22 protein-coding genes are annotated in these 25691 nt (G+C 67.6%); 17 read left to right on the top strand and 5 right to left on the bottom strand.

The annotated features are described in order from the left end of the window. Window positions 1–116: 116 nt before the first annotated feature. The 13 genes from L2U69_RS03885 to L2U69_RS03825 all read left to right on the top strand — a co-directional run bounded on the left by L2U69_RS03885 (window position 117) and on the right by L2U69_RS03825 (window position 16041). On the top strand, window positions 117–2303 hold the full coding sequence (locus tag L2U69_RS03885) for a phosphocholine-specific phospholipase C (RefSeq protein WP_236105241.1): 2187 nt from the start codon (window positions 117–119) through the stop codon (window positions 2301–2303). A 37-nt stretch (window positions 2304–2340) separates the two neighbouring features. Then, entirely contained in the window at window positions 2341–4512 is a 2172-nt protein-coding gene (locus L2U69_RS03880) for a phosphocholine-specific phospholipase C (protein WP_236105240.1), read from the top strand. 97 nt (window positions 4513–4609) lie between these two features. Continuing rightward, entirely contained in the window at window positions 4610–6775 is a 2166-nt protein-coding gene (locus L2U69_RS03875) for a phosphocholine-specific phospholipase C (RefSeq protein WP_236105239.1), read from the top strand. A 101-nt stretch (window positions 6776–6876) separates the two neighbouring features. Further along, window positions 6877–9057, top strand: coding sequence for a phosphocholine-specific phospholipase C (locus tag L2U69_RS03870; protein ID WP_236105238.1), 2181 nt, complete (start codon window positions 6877–6879; stop codon window positions 9055–9057). Between the two features lie 294 nt (window positions 9058–9351). Then, complete coding sequence (locus tag L2U69_RS03865) at window positions 9352–10164, top strand: DUF2189 domain-containing protein (RefSeq protein ID WP_236105237.1); 813 nt, start codon at window positions 9352–9354, stop codon at window positions 10162–10164. Between the two features lie 69 nt (window positions 10165–10233). Continuing rightward, on the top strand, window positions 10234–10593 hold the full coding sequence (locus tag L2U69_RS03860; protein ID WP_236105236.1) for a hypothetical protein: 360 nt from the start codon (window positions 10234–10236) through the stop codon (window positions 10591–10593). A gap of 172 nt (window positions 10594–10765) precedes the next feature. Then, window positions 10766–12568, top strand: a complete 1803-nt coding sequence (locus tag L2U69_RS03855; RefSeq protein ID WP_236105235.1) for an intermembrane phospholipid transport protein YdbH family protein — start codon at window positions 10766–10768, stop codon at window positions 12566–12568. Further along, the gene (locus tag L2U69_RS03850) at window positions 12565–12771 is read left to right on the top strand and encodes a YnbE family lipoprotein (RefSeq protein WP_236105234.1); all 207 of its coding nucleotides are present in this window, start codon (window positions 12565–12567) and stop codon (window positions 12769–12771) included. The genes L2U69_RS03855 and L2U69_RS03850 overlap by 4 nt, the downstream gene beginning before the upstream one ends. Further along, window positions 12758–13129: a YdbL family protein gene (locus L2U69_RS03845; protein WP_236105233.1), complete on the top strand. Its 372-nt coding sequence runs from the start codon at window positions 12758–12760 to the stop codon at window positions 13127–13129. Before L2U69_RS03850 ends, L2U69_RS03845 begins: the two co-directional genes overlap by 14 nt. Before the next feature lie 105 nt (window positions 13130–13234). Beyond that, window positions 13235–13714 (top strand): DoxX family protein, encoded by a 480-nt coding sequence (locus L2U69_RS03840; RefSeq protein ID WP_236105232.1) that lies wholly within the window; start codon window positions 13235–13237, stop codon window positions 13712–13714. A 32-nt stretch (window positions 13715–13746) separates the two neighbouring features. After that, window positions 13747–15189 (top strand): AMP nucleosidase, encoded by a 1443-nt coding sequence (locus L2U69_RS03835; protein ID WP_408065797.1) that lies wholly within the window; start codon window positions 13747–13749, stop codon window positions 15187–15189. Then, window positions 15186–15650, top strand: coding sequence for a YaiI/YqxD family protein (locus L2U69_RS03830; protein WP_236105230.1), 465 nt, complete (start codon window positions 15186–15188; stop codon window positions 15648–15650). The genes L2U69_RS03835 and L2U69_RS03830 overlap by 4 nt, the downstream gene beginning before the upstream one ends. A gap of 4 nt (window positions 15651–15654) precedes the next feature. Then, the gene (locus L2U69_RS03825; RefSeq protein ID WP_236105229.1) at window positions 15655–16041 is read left to right on the top strand and encodes a RidA family protein; all 387 of its coding nucleotides are present in this window, start codon (window positions 15655–15657) and stop codon (window positions 16039–16041) included. Here L2U69_RS03825 and L2U69_RS03820 read toward each other — a convergent pair. Continuing rightward, complete coding sequence (locus L2U69_RS03820; RefSeq protein WP_236105228.1) at window positions 16031–20386, bottom strand: autotransporter domain-containing protein; 4356 nt, start codon at window positions 20384–20386, stop codon at window positions 16031–16033. The genes L2U69_RS03825 and L2U69_RS03820 overlap by 11 nt on opposite strands. Before the next feature lie 110 nt (window positions 20387–20496). On the opposite strand from L2U69_RS03820, the gene cobU reads away from it, so the two are divergent. The 4 genes from cobU to L2U69_RS03800 all read left to right on the top strand — a co-directional run bounded on the left by cobU (window position 20497) and on the right by L2U69_RS03800 (window position 22653). After that, a complete protein-coding gene (gene cobU / locus L2U69_RS03815) occupies window positions 20497–21060 on the top strand; it encodes a bifunctional adenosylcobinamide kinase/adenosylcobinamide-phosphate guanylyltransferase (RefSeq protein ID WP_236105227.1) in 564 nt (187 codons plus the stop codon). A gap of 82 nt (window positions 21061–21142) precedes the next feature. Beyond that, window positions 21143–21523 carry an NADH:ubiquinone oxidoreductase subunit NDUFA12 gene (locus L2U69_RS03810; RefSeq protein ID WP_236105226.1) on the top strand — a complete coding sequence of 127 codons (381 nt, stop codon included), beginning with the start codon at window positions 21143–21145 and terminating at the stop codon, window positions 21521–21523. A gap of 90 nt (window positions 21524–21613) precedes the next feature. Beyond that, window positions 21614–22084: an outer membrane lipid asymmetry maintenance protein MlaD gene (mlaD, locus tag L2U69_RS03805; protein WP_236105225.1), complete on the top strand. Its 471-nt coding sequence runs from the start codon at window positions 21614–21616 to the stop codon at window positions 22082–22084. After that, window positions 22081–22653: a DUF2155 domain-containing protein gene (locus L2U69_RS03800; protein ID WP_236105224.1), complete on the top strand. Its 573-nt coding sequence runs from the start codon at window positions 22081–22083 to the stop codon at window positions 22651–22653. The genes mlaD and L2U69_RS03800 overlap by 4 nt, the downstream gene beginning before the upstream one ends. Here the strand turns inward: L2U69_RS03800 and aat are convergent. The 4 genes from aat to aroQ form a co-directional block, all read right to left on the bottom strand. Next, window positions 22602–23255, bottom strand: a complete 654-nt coding sequence (aat, locus tag L2U69_RS03795; protein ID WP_236105223.1) for a leucyl/phenylalanyl-tRNA--protein transferase — start codon at window positions 23253–23255, stop codon at window positions 22602–22604. The two genes, L2U69_RS03800 and aat, sit on opposite strands and share 52 nt — an antisense overlap. 70 nt (window positions 23256–23325) lie before the next feature. Next, window positions 23326–24681: an acetyl-CoA carboxylase biotin carboxylase subunit gene (accC, locus tag L2U69_RS03790; protein WP_236105222.1), complete on the bottom strand. Its 1356-nt coding sequence runs from the start codon at window positions 24679–24681 to the stop codon at window positions 23326–23328. A 15-nt stretch (window positions 24682–24696) separates the two neighbouring features. After that, window positions 24697–25158, bottom strand: a complete 462-nt coding sequence (gene accB / locus L2U69_RS03785) for an acetyl-CoA carboxylase biotin carboxyl carrier protein (protein ID WP_236105184.1) — start codon at window positions 25156–25158, stop codon at window positions 24697–24699. Between the two features lie 68 nt (window positions 25159–25226). Beyond that, complete coding sequence (gene aroQ, locus L2U69_RS03780; protein ID WP_236105127.1) at window positions 25227–25685, bottom strand: type II 3-dehydroquinate dehydratase; 459 nt, start codon at window positions 25683–25685, stop codon at window positions 25227–25229. Window positions 25686–25691 lie beyond the last annotated feature (6 nt).

Below are 25691 nucleotides of genomic sequence, written 5' to 3'. Positions count from 1 at the left end.
ACCCACAATGGTGTCAGTAGTGGGGGCAATTCTCCTGTCTTTGCCACGTAACTGAAACCGTGTCGTCACGGAAAACCGCAATTCTCCGGCATCCGTTGCGTACATAGGGGCAGAGAATGACGACCGACAAGAGCAGGCGCGATTTCCTCAAGACAGCCGCCGCCTTCACCGGCGCCGGTGTCGCCGCCGCCGCTTTTCCGCCCTCGATCGGCCGCGCGCTGGCGATCGAGGCGAACAACGCCACCAAATCCATCATGGACGTCGAGCATGTCGTCATCCTGATGCAGGAAAACCGGGCCTTCGATCATTACTTCGGCAAGATGGCGGGCGTTCGCGGCTTCGGCGACCGCTTCACCATTCCGCTGCCGGACGGCCGCACGGTGTTCGAGCAGTGGAATGGCTCGCGTGTCATCCTGCCCTACCATCTGGATCAGACGATCGGCAACGCCCAGCGCGTCGACGGCACGCCCCACAGCTGGGGCAATGCCCAGAATGCCTGGGACCATGGCCGCATGCAGAATTGGCCTGTCCACAAACAGGACCATTCGATGGGCTTCTACACCGAGCAGGAGCTGGAGTTCCAATACGCGCTCGCCAATGCCTTCACGCTCTGCGACGCCTATCATTGCGCGATCCACGCCGGCACCAACCCGAACCGTCTGTTCCACTGGACCGGCACCAATGGCCCGACGGGGGCCGCCGTCGCCGCCGTCGACAATGAATGGGACACCCTCGGCCCGTCCGAGGAAGGTTACACCTGGACGACCTATCCCGAGCGCCTGCAGGAAGCCGGCGTCGACTGGAAGGTCTATCAGTTCCTGCCGGACAATTTCAGCGACAACCCGCTGCACGGCTTCCGCCAGTATCGCGCCGCCAGCGAGAGCATCGGCAATACCTCCAGCGGTTTTCCCTATTGGGCCTATATCTCGCCATACGACAAGCGCGAGCCGCTCTACAAGGGTTGCTCCAACACCATGCCGCTGTTCGGCCTCCTCGAGGATTTCCGCCGCGACATCAGCCTCGGCAAGCTGCCGTCGGTGTCGTGGATCGTGGCGCCGTCGAACTACAGCGAGCATCCCGGCCCGTCGAGCCCGGTCCAGGGCGCCTGGTACATCCAGAAGGCCCTCGAAGCCCTGACGGCGGACGAGGAAATCTGGTCCAGGACGGCCTTCATCGTGAACTTCGACGAAAACGACGGCTTCTTCGACCATGTGCCGTCGCCCGCCGCCTATTCCATCCAGGCGGACGGCACCCCGGCCGGCGGCAGCACCATGGCGGCCTCGCTGCTCGAGGTCGAGCGGCACAATTATCCGGCGCCCGAGGGCGCGACCGGCCAGTCGGCGCCGGACGGCCGCGTCTATGGCCCCGGCCCGCGCGTGCCGTGCTACGTCGTCTCGCCGTGGAGCAAGGGCGGCTGGGTCAATTCCCAGGTCTTCGACCATACCTCGATCATCCGCTTCCTCGAGACCCGCTTCGGCGTGATGGAGCCGAACATCAGCCCCTATCGCCGCGCCATCTGCGGCGACCTGACGAGTTGCTTCGACTTCGTCAATCCGAACGCGGAGCTGCCCGACCTGCCGAGCCGCAGCCGGATCTCCGCCGACTCCCTGCGCATCTCGCAGGAACTGAAGGACCAGGTGCCGCTGCCGGGGGTCGACGCCCAGGCAATGCCGAAGCAGGCGGTGGGGCTCAAGCCGTCGCGCGCGCTGCCCTATGTCCTCAATGTGAGCAACAAGGTCTCGGCCGACGAGGTCTCGCTCATCTTCCGCAACACCGGGACCCAGGGCGCCACCTTCCACGTCTACGACAAGCTGCATCTCGACCGCGTGCCCCATCGCTACATGGTCGAGGCGGGCAAGCATCTGGCGGCAGACTGGTCGATCGCCGGCGACGACGGCCTCTACGATCTCTGGGTGCTGGGCCCGAACGGCTTCCACCGGCACATCCAGGGCGACACCAAGGTCGCGGGCGGCGCGAAGATGGCCAACCCGGACCTCTTCGTCAGCTACAACGAGGAGATGGGCGCCCTGGTGTTCATCATCACCAACACCGGCACGCGCAGCTGCCGCCTGACGATCGAGGCCAATGCCTACGAGAATTTCTCGCGCACGGAACTCGTCGCCGCCGGCGGCCGCCTGCAGTTCTCCCGATCGGTGAAGGCTTTCGGCAATTGGTACGACTACACGGTCAGGCTCGCCGACGAGGACGGCTTCCTGCGCCGGGTGGCCGGCCGCATCGAGACCGGGCGCGACAGCGTGTCCGATCCCGCCGAGGTCCTCGCCTCCGTCATTGCCGCCGGCTGAGACCGGGGCCATTACCGACATTCGACAGGGTAGACCCATGACCAACGAAACCAGGCGCGGCTTCCTGAAGTCGGCCGCGGCGCTGACCGGCGCCACCGCCGCCGCCGCGATGTTCCCGAGCGCCATCCGCAAGGCACTGGCGATCCAGGCCAACAACGCCACCAAGTCGATCGAGGACGTCGAGCACATCGTCGTCCTGATGCAGGAGAACCGGGCGTTCGACCATTATTTCGGCACGCTGCCGGGCGTGCGCGGCTTCGGCGATCGGTTCCCGATCCCGCTGCCGGGCGGGCGCAACGTGTTCCAGCAGTCGAACGGCGAGCGCATCGTGATGCCCTATCACCTCGACCAGGAGAAGGGCAACGCGCAGCGCGTGCTGAGCACGCATCACACCTGGCCCGACGCCCAGGACGCCTGGGACAATGGGCGCATGACCAATTGGCCGGAACACAAGGAAAACCGGTCGATGGGCTATTTCAAGGAGGCCGAGCTGCCGTTCCAGTTCGCCCTCGCGAATGCCTTCACGCTGTGCGACCACTACCATTGTTCCAGCCACACCGGCACCTTCCCGAACCGCCTGTTCCACTGGACCGGCACCAATGGTCCGACCGGCACCGGCGAAGCGGTGGTGATCAACGAGATGGACAGCCTGGGGCCGGCCTACAAGGGTTACAAGTGGACGACCTATCCCGAACGCCTGCAGAAGGCGGGCGTGAAGTGGAAGGTCTATCAGAACCTGCCGGACAATTTCAGCGACAACCCGCTCCATGGCTTCCGCACCTATCGCGCGGCCAGCATGACCATGGGCAACCTGCCGAGCGGCTTCCCCTTCATTCCCTACAACGAGAACAAGCACGAGGCGAAGGATCCGCTCTACAAGGGCTGCTCCAACACCATGCGGAAACTCGGCGGCATGCTCCACGAATTCGCCGAGGACGTCGCGGACGGCAAGCTGCCCCAGGTCTCCTGGATCGTGGCGCCGACCTTCTACAGCGAGCATCCCTCGGTCGGCAGCCCGGTGCAGGGCGCATGGTACGTGCAGGAAGCCCTGAACGCCCTGACCGCCGTGCCGGAGGTCTGGTCCAAGACCGTCTTCATCGTCAATTTCGACGAGAACGACGGCTTCTTCGACCATCTGCCGCCGCCGTCGCCCTTCTCGCTGAATCCGGACGGCAGCCCGGCCGGCGCCTCGACGATCAGCGACGACGATCTCCAGTGGGAACGCTTCAACCATCCGGCGCCGACCGGCACCCGCAGCCAGCCCGATCCGGACGGCCGCGTCTACGGTCCCGGTCCGCGCGTGCCCTGCTTCGTCGTCTCGCCGTGGAGCAAGGGCGGCTGGGTCAATTCCCAGGTCTTCGACCATACGTCGGTGCTGCGCTTCATCGAGGCCCGCTTCGGTGTCGCCGAAGAGAACATCACGCCCTATCGCCGCGCCATCTGCGGCGATCTGACGAGCTGCTTCGACTTCGTCAACCCGAACGCGGAAGTGCCGGACCTGCCGAACAGCACCAGGATCAAGGTGGACGCCTTCACCGCCGCCCAGGCGCTCAGCCTGCCGATCTTCGTGCCGAGCGAGGACGAGCAGAGCCTGCCGGAACAGCCGGTCGACGTCCGTCCGTCGCGGGCGCTGCCCTATGTGCTCTACACCAACGCCAACGTCCGCGAGGACAAGGTCACGCTGATGTTCAAGAACACCGGCACCGTGGGCGCGGTGTTCCACGTCTACGACCGGCTGAACCTCGACGCGGTGCCGCGCCGCTATTCGGTCGAGGCGGGCAAGACGCTGAACGGCACCTGGGACATCTCGGGCCAGGCGGGCAAATACGACCTCTGGGTGCTCGGCCCGAACGGCTATCACCGGCATTTCATCGGTGATACCACGGTGGCCCAGGAAGATCCTGAAGTCCGCGTCGTCTATGCCACCGGCAACCGCCAGGTCAGCATCGTGATCGACAACGGCGGCACCCGAAGTTGCACGGTCGACATCACGGCCAACGCCTATGAGGCGTACAGCGAACGCCGGGCGGTTCCGGCCGGTGGCCGCGTCGTGGTCTCCCGGTCCTTGGCGAACCAGGGCAACTGGTACGACTACACGGTCACGGTCGACGGCAATGCGGCGTTCCAGCGCCGCGTCGCGGGCCGCATGGAAACGGGCAAGGACGGCATCAGCGATCCGGCCCGTCTCATGGCCCAGATCACCGGCTGATTGCCGGCGGCGGTGGCCCAGGTCGCCGGCTGACCGCCGGCGACCTTGTTCCTCATCTCAGCTTTCCCTGTTGCTGCTTACCTCGCAGGGGGTCGTCATGACCGATGATACGAGACGCGGTTTCCTGAAGTCCGTGGCGGCGCTGACCAGCGCGGCCACGGCCGCGACGGTGTTTCCCGGCGCCATCCAGAAGGCGCTGGCGATCCAGGCCAACAATGCCACGAAATCCATCATGGACGTCGAGCATGTCGTCGTTCTGATGATGGAGAACCGTTCGTTCGACCATTATTTCGGAACCTTTCCGGGGGTGCGCGGCTTCAGCGACCGCTTCCCGATCCCGCTGGCCGGTGGTCGCGACGTGTTCCACCAGTCGAACGGCGAGCGCATCATCACGCCCTATCACCTCGACCAGACCAAGGGCAACGCCCAGCGCATCGACAGTACGCCGCACCGCTGGATCGATGCCCATCAGGCCTGGGCCGACGGGCGCATGTCGAATTGGCCGGAGTTCAAGGAAGACCGGTCCATGGGCTATTTCACCGAGGCCGAGGTGGAATTCCAATGGGCGCTGGCGAAGGCCTTCACCATCTGCGACCACTATCACTGCGCGATCCACACCGGCACCAATCCGAACCGGCTGTTCCACTGGACCGGCACCAACGGCCCGACCGGCAGCGGCGAGGCGGTGGTCCAGAACGAATTCCATTTCATGGGGCCGCCCAGCCGCGGCTACACCTGGAAGACCTATCCCGAGCGCCTCGAGGAAGCGGGCGTCAAGTGGAAGATCTATCAGAACATGCCGGACAATTTCGCCTGCAATCCGCTGGTCGGCTTCAGGCAGTTCCGCCAGGCCAGCCGCGACATCGGCAATCTGCCGAGCGGACTTCCCTTCATCCACTACAGGCCCGAGCACGACGAGAAGGCGCCGCTCTACAAGGGCTGCTCCAACACCATGCCGAAGTTCGGCCTGCTCAAGGAATTCGCGGACGACGTCGAGAACGGCAAGCTGCCCCAGGTCTCCTGGATCGTCGCGCCGACCTTCCTCAGCGAACATCCCGAGATCTGCAGCCCGGTGCAGGGCGGCTGGTACGTGCAGGAAGCCCTGAACGCCCTGACCGCCGTGCCGGAGGTCTGGTCGAAGACCGTGTTCATCGTCAATTACGACGAGAACGACGGCTTCTTCGACCATCTGCCGCCGCCGTCGCCGTTCTCGCTGAACCCGGACGGCTCGCCCGCCGGCGCCTCGACCCTCGGCGCGGACGCCCTTCAATGGGAGCGTTACACCCATCCCAATCCGGCGGACACGACCCAGCAGGTGCCGCCGGACGGCCAGGTCTATGGCCCGGGGCCGCGCGTGCCCTGTTTCGTCGTCTCGCCGTGGAGCAAGGGCGGCTGGGTGAATTCCCAGGTCTTCGACCATACGTCGGTGCTGCGCTTCCTCGAGGCCCGCTTCGGCGTCGCTGAGGAGAACATCACGCCCTATCGCCGCGCCATGTGCGGCGACCTGACGAGTTGCTTCGATTTCGTCAATCCCAATACCGACGTGCCGGACCTGCCGAACCGCAGCAAGATCTCGGCCGACGGCTGGGCCGCCGCCCAGCAACTCAGCCTGCCGATCAAGGTGCCGGACGAGGAGACGCAGGCGGTGCCGCGCCAGCCGGTCGACGTGCGGCCGTCGCGGGCGCTGCCCTATGAACTCCACACCAATGCGAACGCCCGCGCCGACCGGATCGTGCTGACGTTCAAGAACGCGGGCACGGCGGGTGCCGTCTTCCATGTCTACGACAGGCTCGATCTCGAAGCCGTGCCGCGTCGCTATTCGGTCGAGGCCGGCAAGTCGCTGACCGGGACATGGGATCTCGACGGGCGGGACGGGCGCTACGATCTCTGGGTTCTCGGGCCCAACGGCTATCACCGGCATTTCACGGGCGATGCTTTCGTCGCGGATCACGACGTCGAATTGCGGGTGGTCTATGGCACCGGCACCCGCCGTCTCGGCCTCGTCGTCGTCAACGGCGGCACGCGCAGCCGGACGGTGGTCATCGCGTCCAATGCCTATGAGAACCATTCCGAGCGCCGGTCCGTGCCGGCCGGCGGCCGCATCGTGATCTCCCGCGGTCTCGAGAACCAGGGCAATTGGTACGACTACACCATGACCGTCGACGGCGACGCGGCCTTCCTGCGCCGCGTCGCCGGCCGCATGGAGACGGGCAGGGACGGCATAACCGATCCGGCCCGTCTCATGGCACAGGTGGCCGGCTGAACGCCGGCCCCGCCGCCCCGATCCCGAACAGGGTTTCCCCGATGCCGGCCGGCGCGAGACGCGGCGACCGGGCAGGGGACCGCAAACGAATGGAGAGGCATGTGACCGACAAGAGCAGACGCGATTTCCTGAAATCCTCCGCCGCCCTCGGCGGTGCCGCCGCCGCCGCGACCGTGTTCCCGGATGCGATCCGCAAGGCGCTGGCGATCGAAGCCAACAATGCGACCAAATCCATCATGGACGTCGAGCACGTCGTCATCCTGATGCAGGAGAACCGGGCCTTCGACCATTACTTCGGCACGATGGCCGGGGTCAGGGGCTATGGCGACCGTTTTCCGATCCCGTTGCCCGGCGGGCGCGACGTGTTCAGCCAGTCGAACGGCGAGCGCATCATCCTGCCCTATCACCTCGACCAGAACAAAGGGAACGCCCAGCGTGTCACCGGCACGCCCCATTCCTGGTCCAACTGCCACGCCGCCTGGGATCACGGCCGCATCACCGAATGGCCTCTCCACAAGGAGAACCAGTCGATGGGCTATTACACCGAGACCGAGATCCCGTTCCAGCGCGCGCTCGCCGACGCCTTCACGCTCTGCGACAATTATCACTGCGCGACCCAGACCGGCACCCATCCGAACCGCATCTACCACTGGACCGGCACCAACGGCCCGACCGGCAGCGGCGAAGCCGTGGTGATGAACGAGAACCGTTTCGCCCTCATCGGCCCGTCGTTCCGGGGCTATGACTGGATGACCTATCCCGAGCGCCTGCAGGACGCGGGCGTGAGCTGGAAGCTCTATCAGAACATGCCGGACAATTCGGGCTGCAACCCGCTGGTCGGCTTCCGCAACTATCGCGCGGCCAGCGCGGGTGTCGGCAATTCGCCGATCGACGGCCTGCCGTGGTGGCCCTATGTCGAGGCGATGGACGCGCATCAACCCCTCTACAAGGGCGCTGGCAACACCATGCCGGTGCGCGGCCTGCTCGGCACGCTGGACCTCGACGTCCGGCGCGGCAAGCTGCCCCAGGTCTCCTGGATCGTGCCGCCCTCGATCTACTGCGAGCATCCCTCGGTGTCGAGCCCGGTGCAGGGCGCCTGGTACGTCCAGCGTATCCTCGAGATCCTGACCAGCGACGAGGAGACCTGGTCGAAGACGGTGTTCATCGTCAATTACGACGAGAACGACGGCTTCTTCGACCATGTGCCGCCGCCGGCCGTGTTCTCGCGCAATGCCGACGGTTCCGCCGCCGGCGGCACCACCATGGACGAGGGCCTGCTGGGCAGCGAATATTTCACCCATCCGGCGCCCGAGCATACGGACAACCAGCCGGAACCGGACGGCCGTCCCTATGGCCCCGGGCCGCGCGTGCCCTGCTTCGTGATCTCGCCGTGGAGCCGCGGCGGCTGGGTCGCCTCCGAGACCTTCGATCATTCCTCGGTGCTGCGTTTCCTCGAGACCCGTTTCGGCGTCATCGAGAGCAACATCAGCCCCTATCGCCGGGCGATCTGCGGCGATCTCACGTCGTGCTTCGATTTCGTCAGCCCGAACACGAGCGTGCCGTCGCTGCCGACCCGCAGCAAGGCGTCGGCGGATGCCCTGCGCCTGTCCCAGGATTTCCGTTCGCAGATCGAAATCCCGGACGAGGCGAGCCAGCGCATGCCGAAACCGGCCGTCGCCCTGCGCCGCTCCCGCGCCCTGCCGTATGAACTCTATGTCGATGCGACGGAAAAGACGGATGGCATCGCCCTGCGTTTCCGCAACACAGGCACCGCCGGCGCGGTGTTCCACGTCTACGACCGGCTGCATCTCGACCGCATTCCCCGGCGCTACATGGTCGAGGCGGGCAAGCGGCTGGGCGCGACCTGGGATCTCGGCACGGATGGCGGCGCCTATGACCTCTGGGTTCTCGGCCCGAACGCCTACCACCGGCATTTCACCGGCAGCGTCGCGGCGACCGGGGGCGCGGGACCCGAGATCGCGGTGGTCTACGACAAGGCGCACCAATGCCTGAACCTGCGCCTGAGCAACGACGGCGCGCGTTCCTGTCAGTTCAAGGTCGAGGCCAACGCCTATGAAGCCCTGTCGCGGACTGTGCGCGTCGGCGCCGGGGCCAGCGAGGTTCTGCGGCTCTCGCTCGGCGATCAGGGCAATTGGTACGATTACACGGTGACGGTGGCGGAACTGGACGGCTTCAGCCGCCGCTTCGCCGGCCGCATGGAAGTCGGCCGGGACGGGATCGCCGATCCCGCCGCGGTTCTGGACGAGATCTTCGCGGGCTGATCCTCGCCCCGCGCTTGAGATGGGCGGCCACCGACCCTTCGGTCCGTGGCCGCCGTCCGAGACGTCCATCGGGATCAGCGGCATGACGGGCATGGCCATGGGCCGGGTCCCCGAACGGGAGAAATCGCCCCGTCTTTCACAATGGATGGTCGGAAAATGGGTGGGCAGGGGGTGAAGGACCGTTGACGGCGGTCCGGAATCGGGCAGGATCGACCGAAAGACGGGTGCGACAAAAAGCCCGCTTGCGTGCAATTGCCGTCCGGGACGGCACCGTCCGACAGGGAGGACGTTCAGATGGTCGATGCTTCCGAAACCCGCTGGCTTCCCGTGCCCGAGGAATTCGCGCCCATGCCCGTCGCCCGACGGGTGACCATGGACGATCTCTGGGCCAGCATCCGTGCGGGTCTCGCGGACTACAACAAGCACATGGCCTATGGCCTGGGCTTCGGTCTGTTCTATGTCGTCTTCGGCGCCGCCGTGGTCGCGACCTGCCTCGCCTACGACTGGGGGCACCTGATCTTCCCGGCGCTGTCGGGCTTCCTGCTGTTCGGGCCCTTCGCCGCCCTCGGCCTCTATGAGATCAGCCGGCGCCGCCAGGACGGCGAAAGCGAGACGGTGAAGGCCGCCATCCTCGCCTTCCGCCGCCATGGCGGGACGCAGATCGCCCTGTTCGGCCTGTTCCTGGTGATCGCCACGCTGGCCTGGCTGAAGGTCGCGACCCTGATCTACGCGCTGTTCTTCGGTCTGGCGCCGGTCGCCTTCGACAGCCTGATCGTCAACGTGCTGACCACCGGCGAGGGTTTTCGCTTCGCCCTGACCGGCGTGATCGCCGGGGCGGTCATCGCCGGCACGATCTTCGCCGCCTCGGTCTTCGCCGTGCCCATGCTGCTGGACCGCGACGTCGACGTGGTGACCGCCGTCGTCGCCAGCCTGATGGCGGTGCGCGACAATTTCCGTGTCATGGCGGTCTGGGGCCTGGTGGTCGCCGGGCTCACCGCGCTCGGCATCATGGCGGGCTTCATCGGCCTGACCATCGTGCTGCCGGTGCTGGGCCATGCGACATGGCACCTCTATGCCCGGGTGTTGCGGCACGCCAAACTGGCGTGAGACCAGTCCGCGCGAGACCTGTCCGCGTGAGACGGGGGCGGACGGCACAGCGACCGAAAGGGCCATGCCATGTCCGATCCGAATCGTAGACGATCCGAGGGGCGCGTGCCGCCCCTCGTCGCCCTGCTGATCCGCAACGCGGCATTGGGCTTTTGCGTCGCCATCGTCTTCGTCGCTGCGATGCTGCTGGCCGATGTCGGCGGGCTGGGCACGCTGGTCGTCCGCTCGCCCGACGGGGTGATCGCCGTCTTCGCGCTCACCTTCGCCACGGGCCTGACCTTCGGCAGCGTGCAGATGGGAATCGCCATCATGCAGCTCGGCGAGGAGGAGCAGGAGGATGGCGACGGCCCGCATGACGCCGCCGCCCGGCTGATCCGGGCCGGCCGCCGTTTCCTCGACCGTCACACGCATCGCCGCGCCGCCTGCTGAACGGGCGTCGGCCACGGCCGTCGAGGGGCGGTCGGATGCGGGGGCAGGGGCGCGCGATCCCCGGCACGGCTTCGGGAAATCCCCCGAAGCTTCGCCCGGGGCGTGATAGTCTCGGGGCATGACGACCCGGCCGCCGAGAAAACGAAGGTCCCTGCTGGCCCACGCGCTCATCGTGCTGCTCAGTCTCGTGCTCGTGCTGGGTGTCGCGCTGGCCGCGCTCTGGTATTGGCGGGCCGAGGTCGCCCGGGTCGCCCTGCAGCGCGTTCTGGCCGATCAGGGTCTCGGTCCGGTCGGCCTTCGCCTCGACGTGGTCGAACCCGGCCTCGTCGTCGCCCGCGACGTTCGCCTGCGCGGCGGCGCGCTGCGGCTGGACACCCTGGAGGTGACCTTCGACGTCGCCGACGTGATGACCGCGAGCGTCGACAGCGTTGCCCTGCGTGGCCTTCGCCTCGCGATCGAACAGGGGGAGAAGGGGCTCATGGTCGGCGGCCGTCCCCTGATCGAGGAAGCGGCGTCGGACCCGGCGGCGGAGGCGGGCGGTCCCGTGCTCGGCGGGCTTGCCATCGGCGCCCTCACGCTCGACGACGTCACCGTGGTCCTGCACCGGGCGGAAGGCGACATCACCGCCAGGCTCTCGACCAGCGCCGCGATCGGCGACGACCGTGTGGTCGGCGGTGCCGTGAAGGCCGAGGTTTCGGGCATGATCGTGGGGGCCGCGCGCAGCCTCGATCTGACCGCCGGCGGGATGACGCTGGACCTTCAGCCGGGCGGCGGCGCCAAACTGGGGCTGACGGCGGCGGCGGTGACGGTCGCCGGCCTGCCCTGGGCGCTCGACGGCGCCGATCTCGACCTCGGCGCCGAGGGCGGCACGATCACGGTCCAACTCGCCGGCGGCCGGCTGCGGAACCTTCAGGTCCCCGAACGCTTGGTACCTGTGAGGCTTTCCGCTTCGGCGGTGATGAAGGACGAGACATTGGCATTCGAGGCGCAGGCCAGGGCTATCGCGATCGACGGGGTCGGTGCCGATCTCGGCGGGCGCTATGACCTCGCCAAGGCCGAGGGCACGGTCCGCATCGCCACCCTGCCGCTGAAATTCGCGGCCAAGGGCCTGCAACCGAAGGACATCGCGCCGAGCCTGGACCTGCCCCTGAAGGCGGTGACGGGCACGGTTTCCCTGAACGGCGACGTCGCCATGACGGGCGGCAAGCTGACCTCGTCGCTCGACCTTTCGCTTGCCGACGTCGGTTTCGCCATGGATGTCGCGGCGGTTTCCGATCTCGACATGGTGCTGCGCATCACCCGGCCCTGGCCGCTCGCCACCGCCGCGCGCCAGCGGATTTCCGCGACCGTCGCCAGCGCGGGCGAAAGCGCCCGTGTCGAATTCCAGGGCCGGGTGCGGGATCCGACCCATCTCGGCGTCGACCGGCTGAAGATCGGCGTCGCCGGCGGCAGCCTGACGGCCTTGTCCTTCGAGGTCGATCTGGCCACCCCGGCCATGGCGGCGACGGTCGATGTCGCCGACGTCGACCTGGGCGAGGTGACCCGCATCCTCGGCGTCTCCGGCCTCGGCGGTTCCGGGACCCTTGCCGGGCGGGTGCCGCTGACGGTCCGGGGGGACGAGGTCACGATCGGCGCCAGCCGTCTGGCCGCCGCCGGGCCCGGCACGATATACTACCGGCCCGACGACCTGCCGCCGCAGATCGCCCAGGCGGGGGAAGAGATGGACCTGGTGATGCGCGCCCTGACCGATTTCCGCTATCAGTCGCTCGCCATCGACTTCGAGAAGGCGGCGGGGGGCGAGGGCTTCGTCCTGCTCGCCCTGTCGGGGGCCAATCCGTCGGTGATGAACAATCAGCCCTTCAACCTCAACATCAGGCTCGAGAGCAATTTCGCTCGTCTGGCCGAACTGGTGCTGCTCGGGCTTCGCTCGACCCAGGATCTGCTCGGCCGTGCCGCAGGGAGTGTCAGACCGTGACCGAAACACCCGGAACGTCGTGGCGTCGTGCCACGGCGGGCCTTCTGGCCCTGGCGGCGCTGGCCGCCTGCACGCCGCGCGTGGAGGTGGCCGCGCCGCGCGAGCCCATCACCATCAATCTGAACATCAAGCTCGACGCCGATGTTCGTCTGCATATCGAGGAAAAGGCCAAGGAAGATGTGGAAAACAATGCGATCTTCTGAGCCGGTCGACCGTCGCGCCCTGCTGCGCCTGTCGGGTGCCCTGGTGCTCGGGGCCGTCGCGGTGGCGACGCTGCCCGCATCCCCCGCCGAGGCGAAGCCGCTGGACGCGCCGCGCGCCGCCGGCCAGGCCGGCGAGGCCTGGACCGGTTATGCCGTCGCGCGGCCCGGCGCGCCCGCCGACGTGGTCGCCCTGATCGACCGCGTCAATGTCGAGCGCCGCGCCCTCTATACCCAGCGCGCGAAGAGCCAGAACGTGCCGGTCGAGGCGGTCGCCGAAATCTATGCCGCGCAGATCGCCGCCTCCCTGCCGAAGGGCACCTGGATGCTGGCGAAGGACGGCCGCTGGTCGCAGAAGTAACGGAAACGAGCAGGGGCCGCCGGTTCCTCGCTTCCGCCGGCCGGCGCTTGCACGGGCCGGCGGAAGCGCCCACATCCACCCTATAGCACAGGGAGGATATGGAGAATGTGGTCCCGATTGACGGGCCTCGACGCGGGGCTCGCCCGGATCGTCGGGCTCGAACGCTTCGCCGGCATCGGCGATCTGGTGTTCCGGGTGCTGACCGCGCCGATCTTCATCGTCGGCGGTCTCGGCCATTTCGTCGAACACGAACAGATGCTGGCGCGGATCGAAGGTTCGCCCTGGTTGGGCTTAGTCCGCGCGATTGCCGATCCCGGCCTGCTGCTGCATCTCTCCGGCATCGTCTTCGTCGTCTTCGGTATCCTGCTGGCCCTCGGCCTGATGACGCGGCTGAGCGCGCTGGTGCTCTTCGTCACCCTGGTGCCCATCACCCTGTCGATCCATATCGCGCCAGGACATACCGGACCCCTGCTGAAGAATGTGGCCATTCTCGCGGCACTCGTGCATTTCTTCCTGCGCGGCGGCGGTGCCCATGCGCTGGACCGTGCGCCGGCCCGGCCGGGGACGGATCCCGGCGCTGCATGACCTGCCGGCATCCGGCGGGGACGAGGGGGATCGTGTTGACACCTGAGGCCGCCGTCGATCGGCTCGAACTTCTCTACGACCGCGCCGTCGGCGCCCTGACCGAGGCGGTCGACCGCTATCTGCGGGACCGGGTGGCGCCGGGACCGGGCGACCGTGCCGGCTTCTGCTATCCGCGGCTTCGCGTTACCTGCAACGAGGTCGGGCCCGAGACCCGCAACCGCCGGGCCTATGCCAAGTTCCAGCATCCCGGCGTCTATGAGACCACGGTGACTCAGCCGCGCCATTTCCGCGCCTATCTGCTGGAACAATTGCGGCCCCTGGTGGCCGAATATGGTGCCGCCATCGAGGTCGTCACCAGCGAACAGGAAATCCCCTATCCCTATGTCATCGAGCGGATCGACGAGATCGCCCGTGCCGGGGTGACGGCGGCGGAAATGGGCACCCTGTTCCCGAAGCCGGATCTCAGCCGCGTCGGCGACGAGGTGGCGGACGGGCAATGGGTGGCGGGGCCGGGCGGCACCCTGCCGCTGGCGCTGTTCGACGGCATCCGTGTCGATTATTCGCTGCGCCGCCTGGTGCATTACACCGGCGGTGACTGGCGGCAGGTGCAGAAATGGATCCTGCTGACCAACTACCACCGCTATGTCGACGAATTCGTGCGCTGGGCCCGGGCCCGGCTGCGCGACGGCGACGCTTATTCCCACCTCGAAATGCCCGGCGGCGGCCGTATCGACCGCGACACGCCGGAACAGGAAGCCGACCGCATCGTCGCCGAAAGCCCGTGGCACCGCTACCAGATGCCGGCCTATCACCTGGCGGCGCGGGACGGGCAGGGGGTGACCCTGATCAACATCGGCGTCGGCCCCTCCAACGCCAAGAACATCACCGATCATCTGGCGGTGCTGCGGCCCAATTGCTGGCTCATGGTCGGGCATTGCGCCGGGCTGCGCCAATCGCAGCAGATCGGCGACTATGTGCTGGCCCATGCCTATCTGCGCCAGGACGGCATTCTCGACGATCTGGTGCCGCCGGAAGTGCCCATCCCCGCCCTTGCGGAAGTCCAGGTCGCCCTTCAGGATGCCGCCGCCGCCGTCACCGGCGAGGCGGAGGACGCGCTGAAGGAGCGGTTGCGCACCGGCACCGTGGTCACCAATGCCGATCGCAACTGGGAACTGCGCTATACCCAGGAAAGCCGCCGCATCAATCTCTCCCGCGCCGTGGCGCTGGACATGGAGAGCGGCACGATCGCCGCCAACGGTTATCGCCTGCGGGTGCCCTATGGCACCTTGCTCTGCGTGTCCGACAAGCCGCTGCACAGCGAGATCAAGCTGCCCGGCGCGGCCAACGCCTTCTACGAGCGCGCGGTGGCGCAGCACCTTCTGATCGGTCTCGGCGCGCTGGATCTGCTCAAGCGGCGCCAGGATATGCTGCATTCGCGGAAACTCCGCTCCTTCGACGAGCCGCCGTTCCGGTGAGCGGGACGATCACCATATTGGTCGACGGCGACGCCTGTCCGGTGAAACCGGAGGTGTTCAAGGTCGCGGAACGTTACGGCGTGCCGGTGACGGTGGTGGCCAACGCCTTCTTCAACCTGCCGCGCAACCCCCTGCTCGAGCGTGTGATCGTCGGTGACGGTTTCGACGCGGCGGACGACTGGATCGCCGAGCGCGCAAATCCCGCCAGCATCGTCGTGACCGCCGACGTGCCCCTGGCCTCGCGGGCGGTGAAGGCGGGGGCGATCGCGCTGGCGCCGAACGGCAAGCCCTTCACCCCGGATTCGATCGGCCTCGCGCTCGCCACCCGCAACCTGATGACCGAATTGCGCGCGGCGGGGGAGGTGACCAGCGGCCCGCGGCCGTTTTCGCCGCGCGACCGTTCCAGCTTCCTGTCGGCCCTCGACGAGGCGATCAACAGGCTGAGGCGAAAGGGGATCTGAGACGATGCGCCGGCTGATTTCATCCGGGTCCAGCTTCGAGGCGGAGATCGGCTATTCCCGCGCCGTGGTCGACGGCGACTGGGTCTTCGTCTCCGGCACCACCGGTTTCGATTATGCCGCGATGACCATCGTCGAGGATGTCGCCGGCCAATGCGAACAGGCGCTCCGCAACATCGAGGCGGCGCTGGCCGAGGCCGGCGCCGCCATGGCGGATATCGTCCGCCTTCGATATTACCTGCCAGACGCGGATGATTTTCCCGCCTGCTGGCCGGCGCTGCGCCGGGCCTTCGGCGAGATCCGGCCGGCCGCGACGATGCTCGTCACCGGCCTCGCCGATCCCCGGATGAGGATCGAGATCGAGGCGACGGCGCGGATCCGTCCTAGAACTTGACCCGCAGGTTGATCGAGAGGCCGTGCTCGTCCGCCTCGGACGCCATCTGGCCATTGTAGCGCACGCCCAGCTCCAGGCTCTGGCTCACGCTGTAGTCGACGCCCGCCTCCAGCGCCAGGGCATCGCGCGCGAGCGGTGTGCCGGAGACGCTGAAGCCGCCCGCCGGGTCGCTGTTGAAGCTCATGTCCGCGGTCGGCTCGGTATCGCCGAAGGCATGGCGCCAGCCGACGGCACCGTCGAAGCCGAACGCCTGGTCGCCGCGCTCGCGTTCGCTGCCGAAGCGCACCCCGACGGTCGAATGACTGGTGGTGGCGTCCATGTCGTCGGCGGTGAGGGCCGCGCTGCCGCCCGTCTCCTCAACCTCGTCGCCCGAGACGCGGCCGAGGCTGACGCCGACGAAGGGCTCGACGGCGAGCCGGCCGCGCAGCCGCAGGTCATAGCCGGCATCGGCGAAGACCTGATAGGTGGAGGCGGTATAGTCGGCGGTCAGATGCTGGTTGCCGGCGGGCAGGACCACGGTGCGTTCGCCATCGCCACTGGTATAGGCGTAGGACGCGCCGAGGCGCAGGCCGACCCGGCGGAACTGCTTGCCGCCATAGAGGGCGACGCCGTAATTGGTCAGATCGGCGGAGGACAGGATGCTGTCGCCGTCCAGCGAGACCTGGGCGATGCCGCCCGCGATGCCGAGACGCCAGCCGCCCTCGGTCTCGGCGTCGGCGCCGATCAGGAAGCCGGTGGTGGTGCTGTCCACGCCGGCGCCGGCCTCGCCCTCATAGGTGCCGAAGGCACCATAGGCACTGGTCCAGAAGGCACGGTTGCGCGGGCCTTCGCCGCCGGTGTCGCCGGATGCGGCGCCGGGAAGGGCGGTGGCGACGGCCGTACCGGGGCCCCGGAGACTGCGCAGCAGACGGCCGACGATGGCGTTCTGGACGTGCCGTGCCTCCTGCATCAGGACGGCGACGGCACCCGGATAGATTTCGCCGGTCAGGGTGGCAAAGGCGGCCGCCGCCTGATCGGGAGTCGCGGTCAGGATGTCGTCGAACAGGGCATTGCCGGTGCCGAGCGCCTCGACCGCCGCCGCGGCCTGGCGCCCGTTCTCGCTGTCGGCCCTCTCGGCGAAGGCGGTGCCGTTCCGTTCGAGCGCGGCCGTGACACTGTCCGCGTCATAGGTGACGGTCGGATCGAGGAAGGCGAAATCGTCCTCGAGGTCCATGAAGCGGCCGCTGACGCCGCCGGCGGAGGAGATCACCGTATAGCGCTCGCCCGGGCGCATGCCGGCGAGGGCCAGTTCCGCGCCGTCGCCGATCGTGGTCGCGCCGGTGACGGTCAGATGGTCGTTGTCGCCGTCCCCGTCGACCTCGACCTCGAAACGGCTGCCGGCCATCAGGCTCAGGTCGCCGTTGATCTCGATCAGGCCGACGCCGACCTCGTCGCCGGGTGCCACCACGCTGTTCATCAGGGCGGTCAGGCTGCCGATGCGGCCGATGCCCGTGATCGCGGTCCCGGGGTTCAGGGTGACGTCGGAATCGGGCAGAGCGCCGTTGACCGCCAGCGTGCCGCCCTCGACCAGCGTATCGCCGGTCAGCGTGCTGTCGCCGGTCAGGTTCAGGGTGCCGGCGCCGCGCTTCACCACCATGCCGGTGCCGGCGATGCTGCCGCTGAAGGTCGTGTCGTCGGCGCGGTCGAAGACCAGCGTGCCGAGATTGACCACCGCATTGTAGAGCGTGCCGGCGGTGCCGCCGTCGCCGATCTGCAAGGTGCCGCCGGCGATCGTGGTGCCGCCGGTCTGGGCCATCGTGCCGGTCACCGTCAGCGTGCCGTCGCCATCCTTGGTGACATGGCCGGTGCCGCCGATCCGGGCGGCGAAGATACCGTCCGCCGCCTGGTAGAAGGTCACTTCGGCATCGTCGAGGATGTCGGTATTCAGGCTGTCGCTGTCGCCGGCCAGGGTGCCGTCCGCGACCTCGATGGTGCCGATGATGCTGTTGGTGCCGGTCAGGAAGAGGGTGCCGGCCCCGGTCTTCAGCAGGCCGCCGGTGCCGCTCAGGTCCTGGGCCACGGTGAAGCCGTTGGCGGCGTCCGCGATGTCGAAACCGCCGCCGCCGTCGCCCCACAGGATCGAGCGTGCCGTTTCGGTGAAGCCGGTGCCGGTGATGCGCAGCACGCCGCCGTCGAAGTGAAGTGCGCCTTCCGCCGCGCCCAGATTGCCGTCCGCGCCGACGGAGAGCACGCCGCCCGAAAGCCGGGTGCCGCCCTGATAGCCGTTGACGGCGCTCAGCACCAGGGTGCCGCCGTCGGTCTTGTCGATGCCGCCGGGGCCCATGACGGGCACGTCGACATAGGCGATCACGCCGCTGTTCACCTGGATTTCGGCGGTGTTCATGGTGATCAGGGCGCCGTCGCCACCGTCCGTCAGGCGATAGCCGTCGGTGACGAAGACGAGACCTTCGATGCTCTGCCCGCCCGCGACGGAAACGGTGCCGGCGGCACCCTGGAAGACGGCACGCATGCCGTTCCAGGCGAAGGTGATGTCGCCCGCGAGATCGGTCCAATTGGGCGTCGTCGCCGTCCAGATGCCGGTGCCGCCATGAACCGTGCCGTCCGGCGTGGTCTGGCCGCCATTCCAGAAGCTGAGCTCGCCATCGGCATCGCCGACCACCAGATTGACCTGATGGGCATTCGACGTATCGACCGTCAGGGCGGCGGCCGTCGCATTGCCGGGGAAGGTGCCGAGGTCGAGACCGGCATCGTCGAGCGCGCCGCCATAGGTGAACAGGCGATAGACGCCGGGCGCCAGATAGTCGTCGGCATTGGCGATGTGGAAGGTGCCGTCGAGGCCGAGCGCGCCGTCGACCGCCACGTAATCGTTGAGAGCGCCGCCGATCACGCCCGGCTCGCCGAGCTGGAAGACGACCATGCTCTCGTCACCGAGATGCAGTTCGCCGATGGTCAGGGTGCCGGGGCCGTCGGTGCCGGGGGCGAGGATGCCGTCGGCGATGGTGACGATACTGTCGATCACGCCGCTGCCGGCGAGAAGGCCGCCCTCGGTGACGGCGACGGCGAAGGGCGTCGCCAGGCGGCCGTCGACGATCAGGGTGCCGCCGGCAACCGCCGAGGTGCCGGAGAAGTCGTTGTCGCCCAGAAGGCGGATCGTGCCGCCCTCGACGACGATGCCGCCGAAACTGTTGTCGCCGGTCAGGTCCAGCCAGCCGGTGCCGTCCTTGGTCAGGATGCCGTTGCCGGTGATGTCGTTGCGCCAGCGGTCGTAGAGTTCGAAGCCGCCCGACTGGCCGTGCATGGAGACGCGGGTGTCCGACTCGATGGCGCCATAGCCGTCGGCGGCGGCGAAGAGGTTCAGGCGCTCCCAATTCTCGATGTCGAGCATGGCGTCGCCCGACGGCAGCGCCGTGGTGCGCAGAACCTCGCGGCGCTGTTCGGCATCGAGATAGGGAAAACGGCTGGCGATCAGCCATTCGGCGCCGGCCGGCACGTCCATGGGCACGTCGGTGTCGAACGTGCCGGTGAAGCCATAGGTCAGTCGATAGGTGTAATCGGCCTTGTTCTGTTCGTAATTGGCGAAGATGTCGTCCTCGCTCCGGGCCCTGGCGCATTCCGCCGCCGTCGCCCCGCAATTGCGCTCGAAATAGGCGTGAAGCTCGGCCGAGGCGAGGTTGAACTCGAGGCGCGTGACCGGATTGGCCAGCAGTTCCGCGACATTCGATTCCGAGATGATGCGCCCGCCGATCACGTCCATCGGATAATGCACGCCGACGACGATGCGGTTGTTGCCGTATTCCGAAGCCCGGGTCACGATTTCCTGATAGCGCTCGGGAAACAGATAGGCGAGCGACAGCATCATCGTGTAGCCGAAGGTGGTGTGGCCACTCGGATAGGAATAGCCGCCGCCACTGCTGCCCTCCGCGCGCTCGACCTCGTCGCTGACCTGGAACGGGCGCGGATTCTTGAAATATTCCTTGGCGATGACGGCGTCGAGCACCGTGATATAGGCGATGTCGAGGGCCGTGGCGGTCAGCGGCAGGCGCAGGCTGGTGAGGCCGATATCGTCCAGAAACGCCTCGGCGAAGAGCGGGCCGAGCACGGGGCCGAGGGCATCGGCCATCTGCATCACGTTCTGCTCGTTGTCGTCCTGGACCGCGCGGGCTTCCTCGGCCGCCGTGCGGTTCTTCGTCGTGTCGATGACGATCTGGAGATTGCGCTCGATCAGCTCGGGGTATTCCTCGCGGAGCTTGTCGAATTGGACCAGCAGGCTGATGGCGCTGGCCGCCTGGGCGTCGACGCCGTGCAGGCAGAGCAAGGTGATGATGGCAGCCGACGTCTTACGCATGGTACTGACTCGCCCCTGACGAATATCGCTGAAGGCGGAACTCTAATGGCGCAGTGCTGCACTATGATTGCAGCGGGCGGCCTCACCTCGGGAAAGCGGATGTCCGACGCATGAGCCCAATTGACGCACCCGCCACACTGCCCGCCCTGACCCTGGTGCTGGGCGGCGCGCGTTCGGGCAAGAGCCGCTGCGCCGAGGCGCTGGTCACCGGCGGCGGCCCTGGGCCCTGGCATTACGTCGCGACCGCGCAGGCCCTCGACGACGAGATGCGGGCACGGATTGCCCGCCACCGGGAGGAACGGGCGGGGGCGGGGGCCTGGCGCACGGTGGAGGCCCCGGTGGAACTGGCCGCGGCGCTGGACGGCCTGCCGGGCGATGCGGCGGTCCTGGTCGACTGCCTCACCCTCTGGCTCACCAACCTGATTCTGGCGGAGCACGATCTGCCGGGGGCTTTCGCCGCGCTGGAGGCGGCGCTGGCGCGGCGGCGCGGACCGACGGTGCTGGTCGCCAATGAGGTCGGCCTCGGCATCGTGCCCGACAATGCGCTGGCCCGGCGTTTCCGGGACGAGGCGGGGCGCCTCAATCAGCGTCTCGCGGCGCGCGCGGGGCGGGTGTTCTTCGTCGTCGCCGGGATTCCCGTGGTGGTGAAGGGCGCGGCCGGGCCAATTGCCTAAGGCCCCGCCGGGTTTCGCATTTGCGTTGGACGGCCAAGGCGCGGTAGAAGGTCGGGAGACGGATTTTCAGTTCGGACCGGCCATGAACTTCCTTTTGCGCGCCCTGACCTGGTGGCACGATTCCACGCTCGGCACTGCTCTCTTCACCTCCCGCAAGGGCGAGAAGGTGGGCGAGGACGAGCAGGGCAACGTCTACTACCGGGAGCGCGGCGGGGATCGCCGCTGGGTCATCTACAACGGCGAGATCGAGGCGACGCGCATTCCGCCGGAATGGCACGCCTGGCTTCACGGCCTGACCGATGCGCCGCCCTCGGAAAAGCCGCTGCCCACCCAGACCTGGGAGAAGCCGCATCATCCGAACCTGACCGGTACCGCCGCCGCCTATCACCCGCCGGGCAGCCTGCTGTCCGAAGGCAGCCGGTCCCGCGCCGTCGGCGACTACGAGCCCTGGACGCCGGCCTGACCGTTTCGGGGGCCTGACGGCCCCGAGTAACCGCGGGCGGGGGGCACGCCCGCCCCGATTTTGCCGCTTTCCCGGGGGAAACAAGGGGCCATGAGTTCCAATCTGGTCGAAACCCTGATCGGTGCCATCGTCATTGCCGTGGCGGGGGTCTTTCTGGCGTTCGCCTATTCCAACGTCGGCCCCAGCACGGGGGGCAGCTATCAGCTCACCGCGCAGTTCAACCGTGTCGACGGCCTGCCGACCGGCGCCGACGTGCGCATCAGCGGGATCAAGGTGGGCAGCGTGACCGGCCAGTCCCTGGACCCGGTGACGTTTCGCGCCAGCGTCCATCTGACCATCGCCAACGGCATCGAACTGCCCGAGGACAGTTCGGCCAAGGTCGCGTCCGAAGGCCTGCTGGGCGGCAGCTATGTCGCGATCGAGCCCGGCGGTTCGGACGCGATGCTCGCCGACGGCGGGGAGATCAAATACACCCAGGGCGCCGTCGACCTGATGGGGCTGATCTCGAAGGCCGTCTTCGGTTCCGCCGACGGCACGGCCCCCGCCGGGACGGGACCTTGAGCCCCATCGGCCGCCATCGTCTTCGTGTCGTCGCCGGTGCCGTCCTGATCGGGCTCGGCCTCGCGCTCTCGGGTCATGCACTCCCGGGCGCTGCCCGGGCACAGGCTCCGGCCGAGGATTCGGCCCCGCCGGAAGAGACCGTGCCCGGCGAGGACGCCGCCCCGCCGATCGAGGAAATCCCCGAAATCGACGTGCCGCCGGCCGAGCCGACGGAACCCGCCGCCCCGGCGGAGGAAGCCGCTCCCTCGGGCGACATGCCGGGTGTCGTCCTCGGCGGTCTCGACAAGATCACGGGGCGGACCACCGAAATCCGCGTCGCCATGGGCGAGGCGGCGAAATTCGGCACCCTGACCATCCGCGTCCGCCAATGCATCACGGCACCGCCGGACGAGACGCCCGAAAGCTCGGCCTTTCTCGAGATCACCGACGAGCCGCCGGGCCGCGAGGGCGCCTTGCCCGTCTTCTCCGGCTGGATGTTCGCGTCGAGCCCGGCGCTGTCGGCGCTGGAACACCCGGTCTACGACGTCTGGGTCACCGCCTGCATGACGGCGTCCCCCGGCAAGCCCTGAGGCAGGGCGTCGAAATCCCCTGACGGCGGCGCCAGGGCCGCGTCCAGCAATCGCCGATAATTCTCGCGCGGGATTTCCAGGGCGCCGAAGCGCATCAGGTGCCCGGTGACGAATTGGGTGTCGAGCAGGCGAAAGCCGCCGGCCCGCAGCCGCGCCACCAGATGCACCAGCGCCACTTTCGAGGCATCGGTCTCGCGGCTGAACATGCTCTCACCGAAGAAGGCGGCGCCGAGCCGCACGCCATAGAGCCCGCCGACCAGGCGGCCATCCAGCCGCGTCTCGATCGAATGGGCGTGACCCAGGCGGAACAGATCCGCATAGAGGCCGCGGATGCGGTGGCTGATCCAGGTGCTGCGCCGGCCGGGCGCGGACGCCGCGCAGCCGGCGATGACGGTTTCGAAGTCGCGGTCGACGGTCACCTGGAAACGGTCGCGGCGCACCACCTTGGCCAAGCTCTTCGGCACGTGGAACTGGTCGAGCGGCAGGATGCCGCGCCAGTCGGGATCGACCCAGAACAGGTCCTCGTCGCCCACATGATCGGCCATCGGGAAAATCCCGGCGGCATAGGCGCGAAGCAACAGGGCAGGGGTCAGCTCGGTCATGATTCCGTGGGAGGATAGCCCCCCACGGCCCATGCTGTCACCGCCGGGGACCACGGCCCCGGCGAAGGGATCAATCGTCCTGGCTGCGGGTCCGTTCGATGAACTTCTCGAGCCAGTGGATGTGATAGTCGCCGGCGGCGAAATCCGCTTCGCCGATCAGGCGCTGATGCAGCGGGATCGTCGTCTCGATGCCGCCGACGACATATTCGTCGAGGGCCCGGCGCAGGCGCATCAGGCATTCGCCGCGGCTCTTGCCGTGGACGATCAGCTTGCCGATCAGGCTGTCGTAATAGGGCGGGATGCGATAGCCGGCATAGGCCGCCGAATCGATCCGCACCCCGGGACCGCCGGGCGGATGGTAGTCGAGGATCAGCCCCGGCGACGGCGTGAAGGTCTCCGGGTTCTCCGCATTGATGCGGCATTCGACGGCATGGCCCGAGAACTGGACGTCGTCCTGCGAGAAGGAGAGCGGCGCGCCGGCGGCGATCCGGATCTGCTCGCGCACGATGTCGATGCCGGTGATCGCTTCGGTGATCGGATGTTCGACCTGCAGGCGGGTGTTCATCTCGATGAAGTAGAATTCGCCGTCCTCATAGAGGAATTCCACCGTGCCGACGCCGAGATAGCCGAGCTTGCGCATGGCGTCGGCGACGATGTTGCCGATCTTGTTGCGGGCATCGACGTCGAGGATGGGCGAGGGGGCTTCCTCCAGCACCTTCTGGTGGCGGCGCTGCAGGGAACAGTCGCGCTCGCCCAGATGCACCACATTGCCGAAACTGTCGGCGATCACCTGGATCTCGATGTGGCGCGGCTGGCCGAGATATTTCTCGATATAGACCGCGTCGTCGCCGAAGGCGGCCTTGGCCTCGGAGCGGGCGGTCGACAGCGCGACGGCCAGCTCGTCGAGGCTGCGCGCCACCTTCATGCCGCGCCCGCCGCCGCCCGACGCCGCCTTGATCAGGACCGGAAAGCCGATCTCCTCGGCGATGGCGATCGCCTCCGCTTCCGTCGAGACGCCGCCTTCCGAGCCGGGGACCACCGGGATGCCGAGTTCCTTGGCCGTCTTCTTGGCGACGATCTTGTCGCCCATCATACGGATGTGCTCTGGCTTCGGGCCGACGAAGGTGATGCCGTGCTCGCCGACGATCTGGGCGAAATTGGCATTCTCCGACAGGAAGCCATAGCCGGGATGGATGGCGTCGGTATTGGTGATCTCGGCGGCCGAGATCAGCGACGGGATGTAGAGATAGCTCTTGTTCGAGGGCGGCGGGCCGATGCAGACGCTCTCGTCCGCGAGGCGGACGTGCATGGCGTCGGCATCCGCCGTCGAATGCACCGCCACGGTGGCGATGCCCATTTCCTTGCAGGCGCGGTGAATGCGCAGCGCGATCTCGCCGCGGTTGGCGATCATGAGCTTTTCGAACATGGGATGCATCCGTCCTTATTCGAGGACGACCAGGATCTCGCCAAATTCGACCGGCTGGCCGTTCTCGACGGCCACCTTGCTCACCGTGCCGTCGCGGGGCGCGGGAATCGGGTTCATGGTCTTCATCGCTTCGACGATCAGAAGGGTCTGGCCCTTGGAGACGCGGTCGCCCGGGCGGACGAAGGCGGCGGCGCCGGGCTCCGGCGAGAGATAGGCGGTGCCGACCATGGGGGAGGTCACGGGCGTCCCGTCGACGGCGGCCGGTGCCGCCGCGGCAGGCGCGGCGGCCGCAACCGCCGGGGCCGCGACCACGGGGGCCGGCGCCGCCGCGACCGAGGGACCGGCCAGGACGGTGACCTGACGGGCGACACGAATGGAACGGCCGCCTTCGCTGACCTCGATCTCCGTCAGGTCGGCTTCGATAAGCAGCTCGGACAGCTCGCGGATCAGCGTCTTGTCGAGCGACATTTTGGCCATCAACTCATTTCTCCGATCTCAAGAAGGGCACCGGCCCCGAATGCCCGGACGGGATCCGATCCATCGGATCAGTTCCGGGGCGGCGTATCGGGCGAAACCAAGCCCTTCACCGCCTCGAGCGCCAGCAGATAGCCCTGAACGCCGAGGCCACATATCACGCCCCGTGCCGCGAACGCGACATAAGAGTGATGGCGGAAGGCTTCACGCTTGAAAATGTTGGACAGATGAACCTCGATCGCCGGCACGTCGACCGCGAGCAGCGCGTCCATGATCGCGATCGAGGTATGGGTCAATGCCCCTGCATTGATGATGATCCCGGCGGCGCGGCCCCGTGCGCCATGGATCAGGTCGATCAATTCGCCTTCGTGGTTGCTCTGGTGGAATTCCACCTCAAGTCCGAAGCTCTCGCCCCAGGCCTCCACCATGGCCTTGATGCCGGCCAGCGTGTCGTGTCCGTAGATATGGGGTTCGCGCAGGCCAAGGAGATTCAGGTTCGGTCCGTTGAGCACCAGAACGATCGGCCGCATGTTGTT

Source organism: Zavarzinia marina, assembly GCF_021568905.1.
Taxonomy (GTDB): domain Bacteria; phylum Pseudomonadota; class Alphaproteobacteria; order Zavarziniales; family Zavarziniaceae; genus Zavarzinia; species Zavarzinia marina.
The sequence above is the reverse complement of the archived record's forward strand: the minus strand, read 5'-3'. Positions and strand labels throughout refer to the sequence as shown.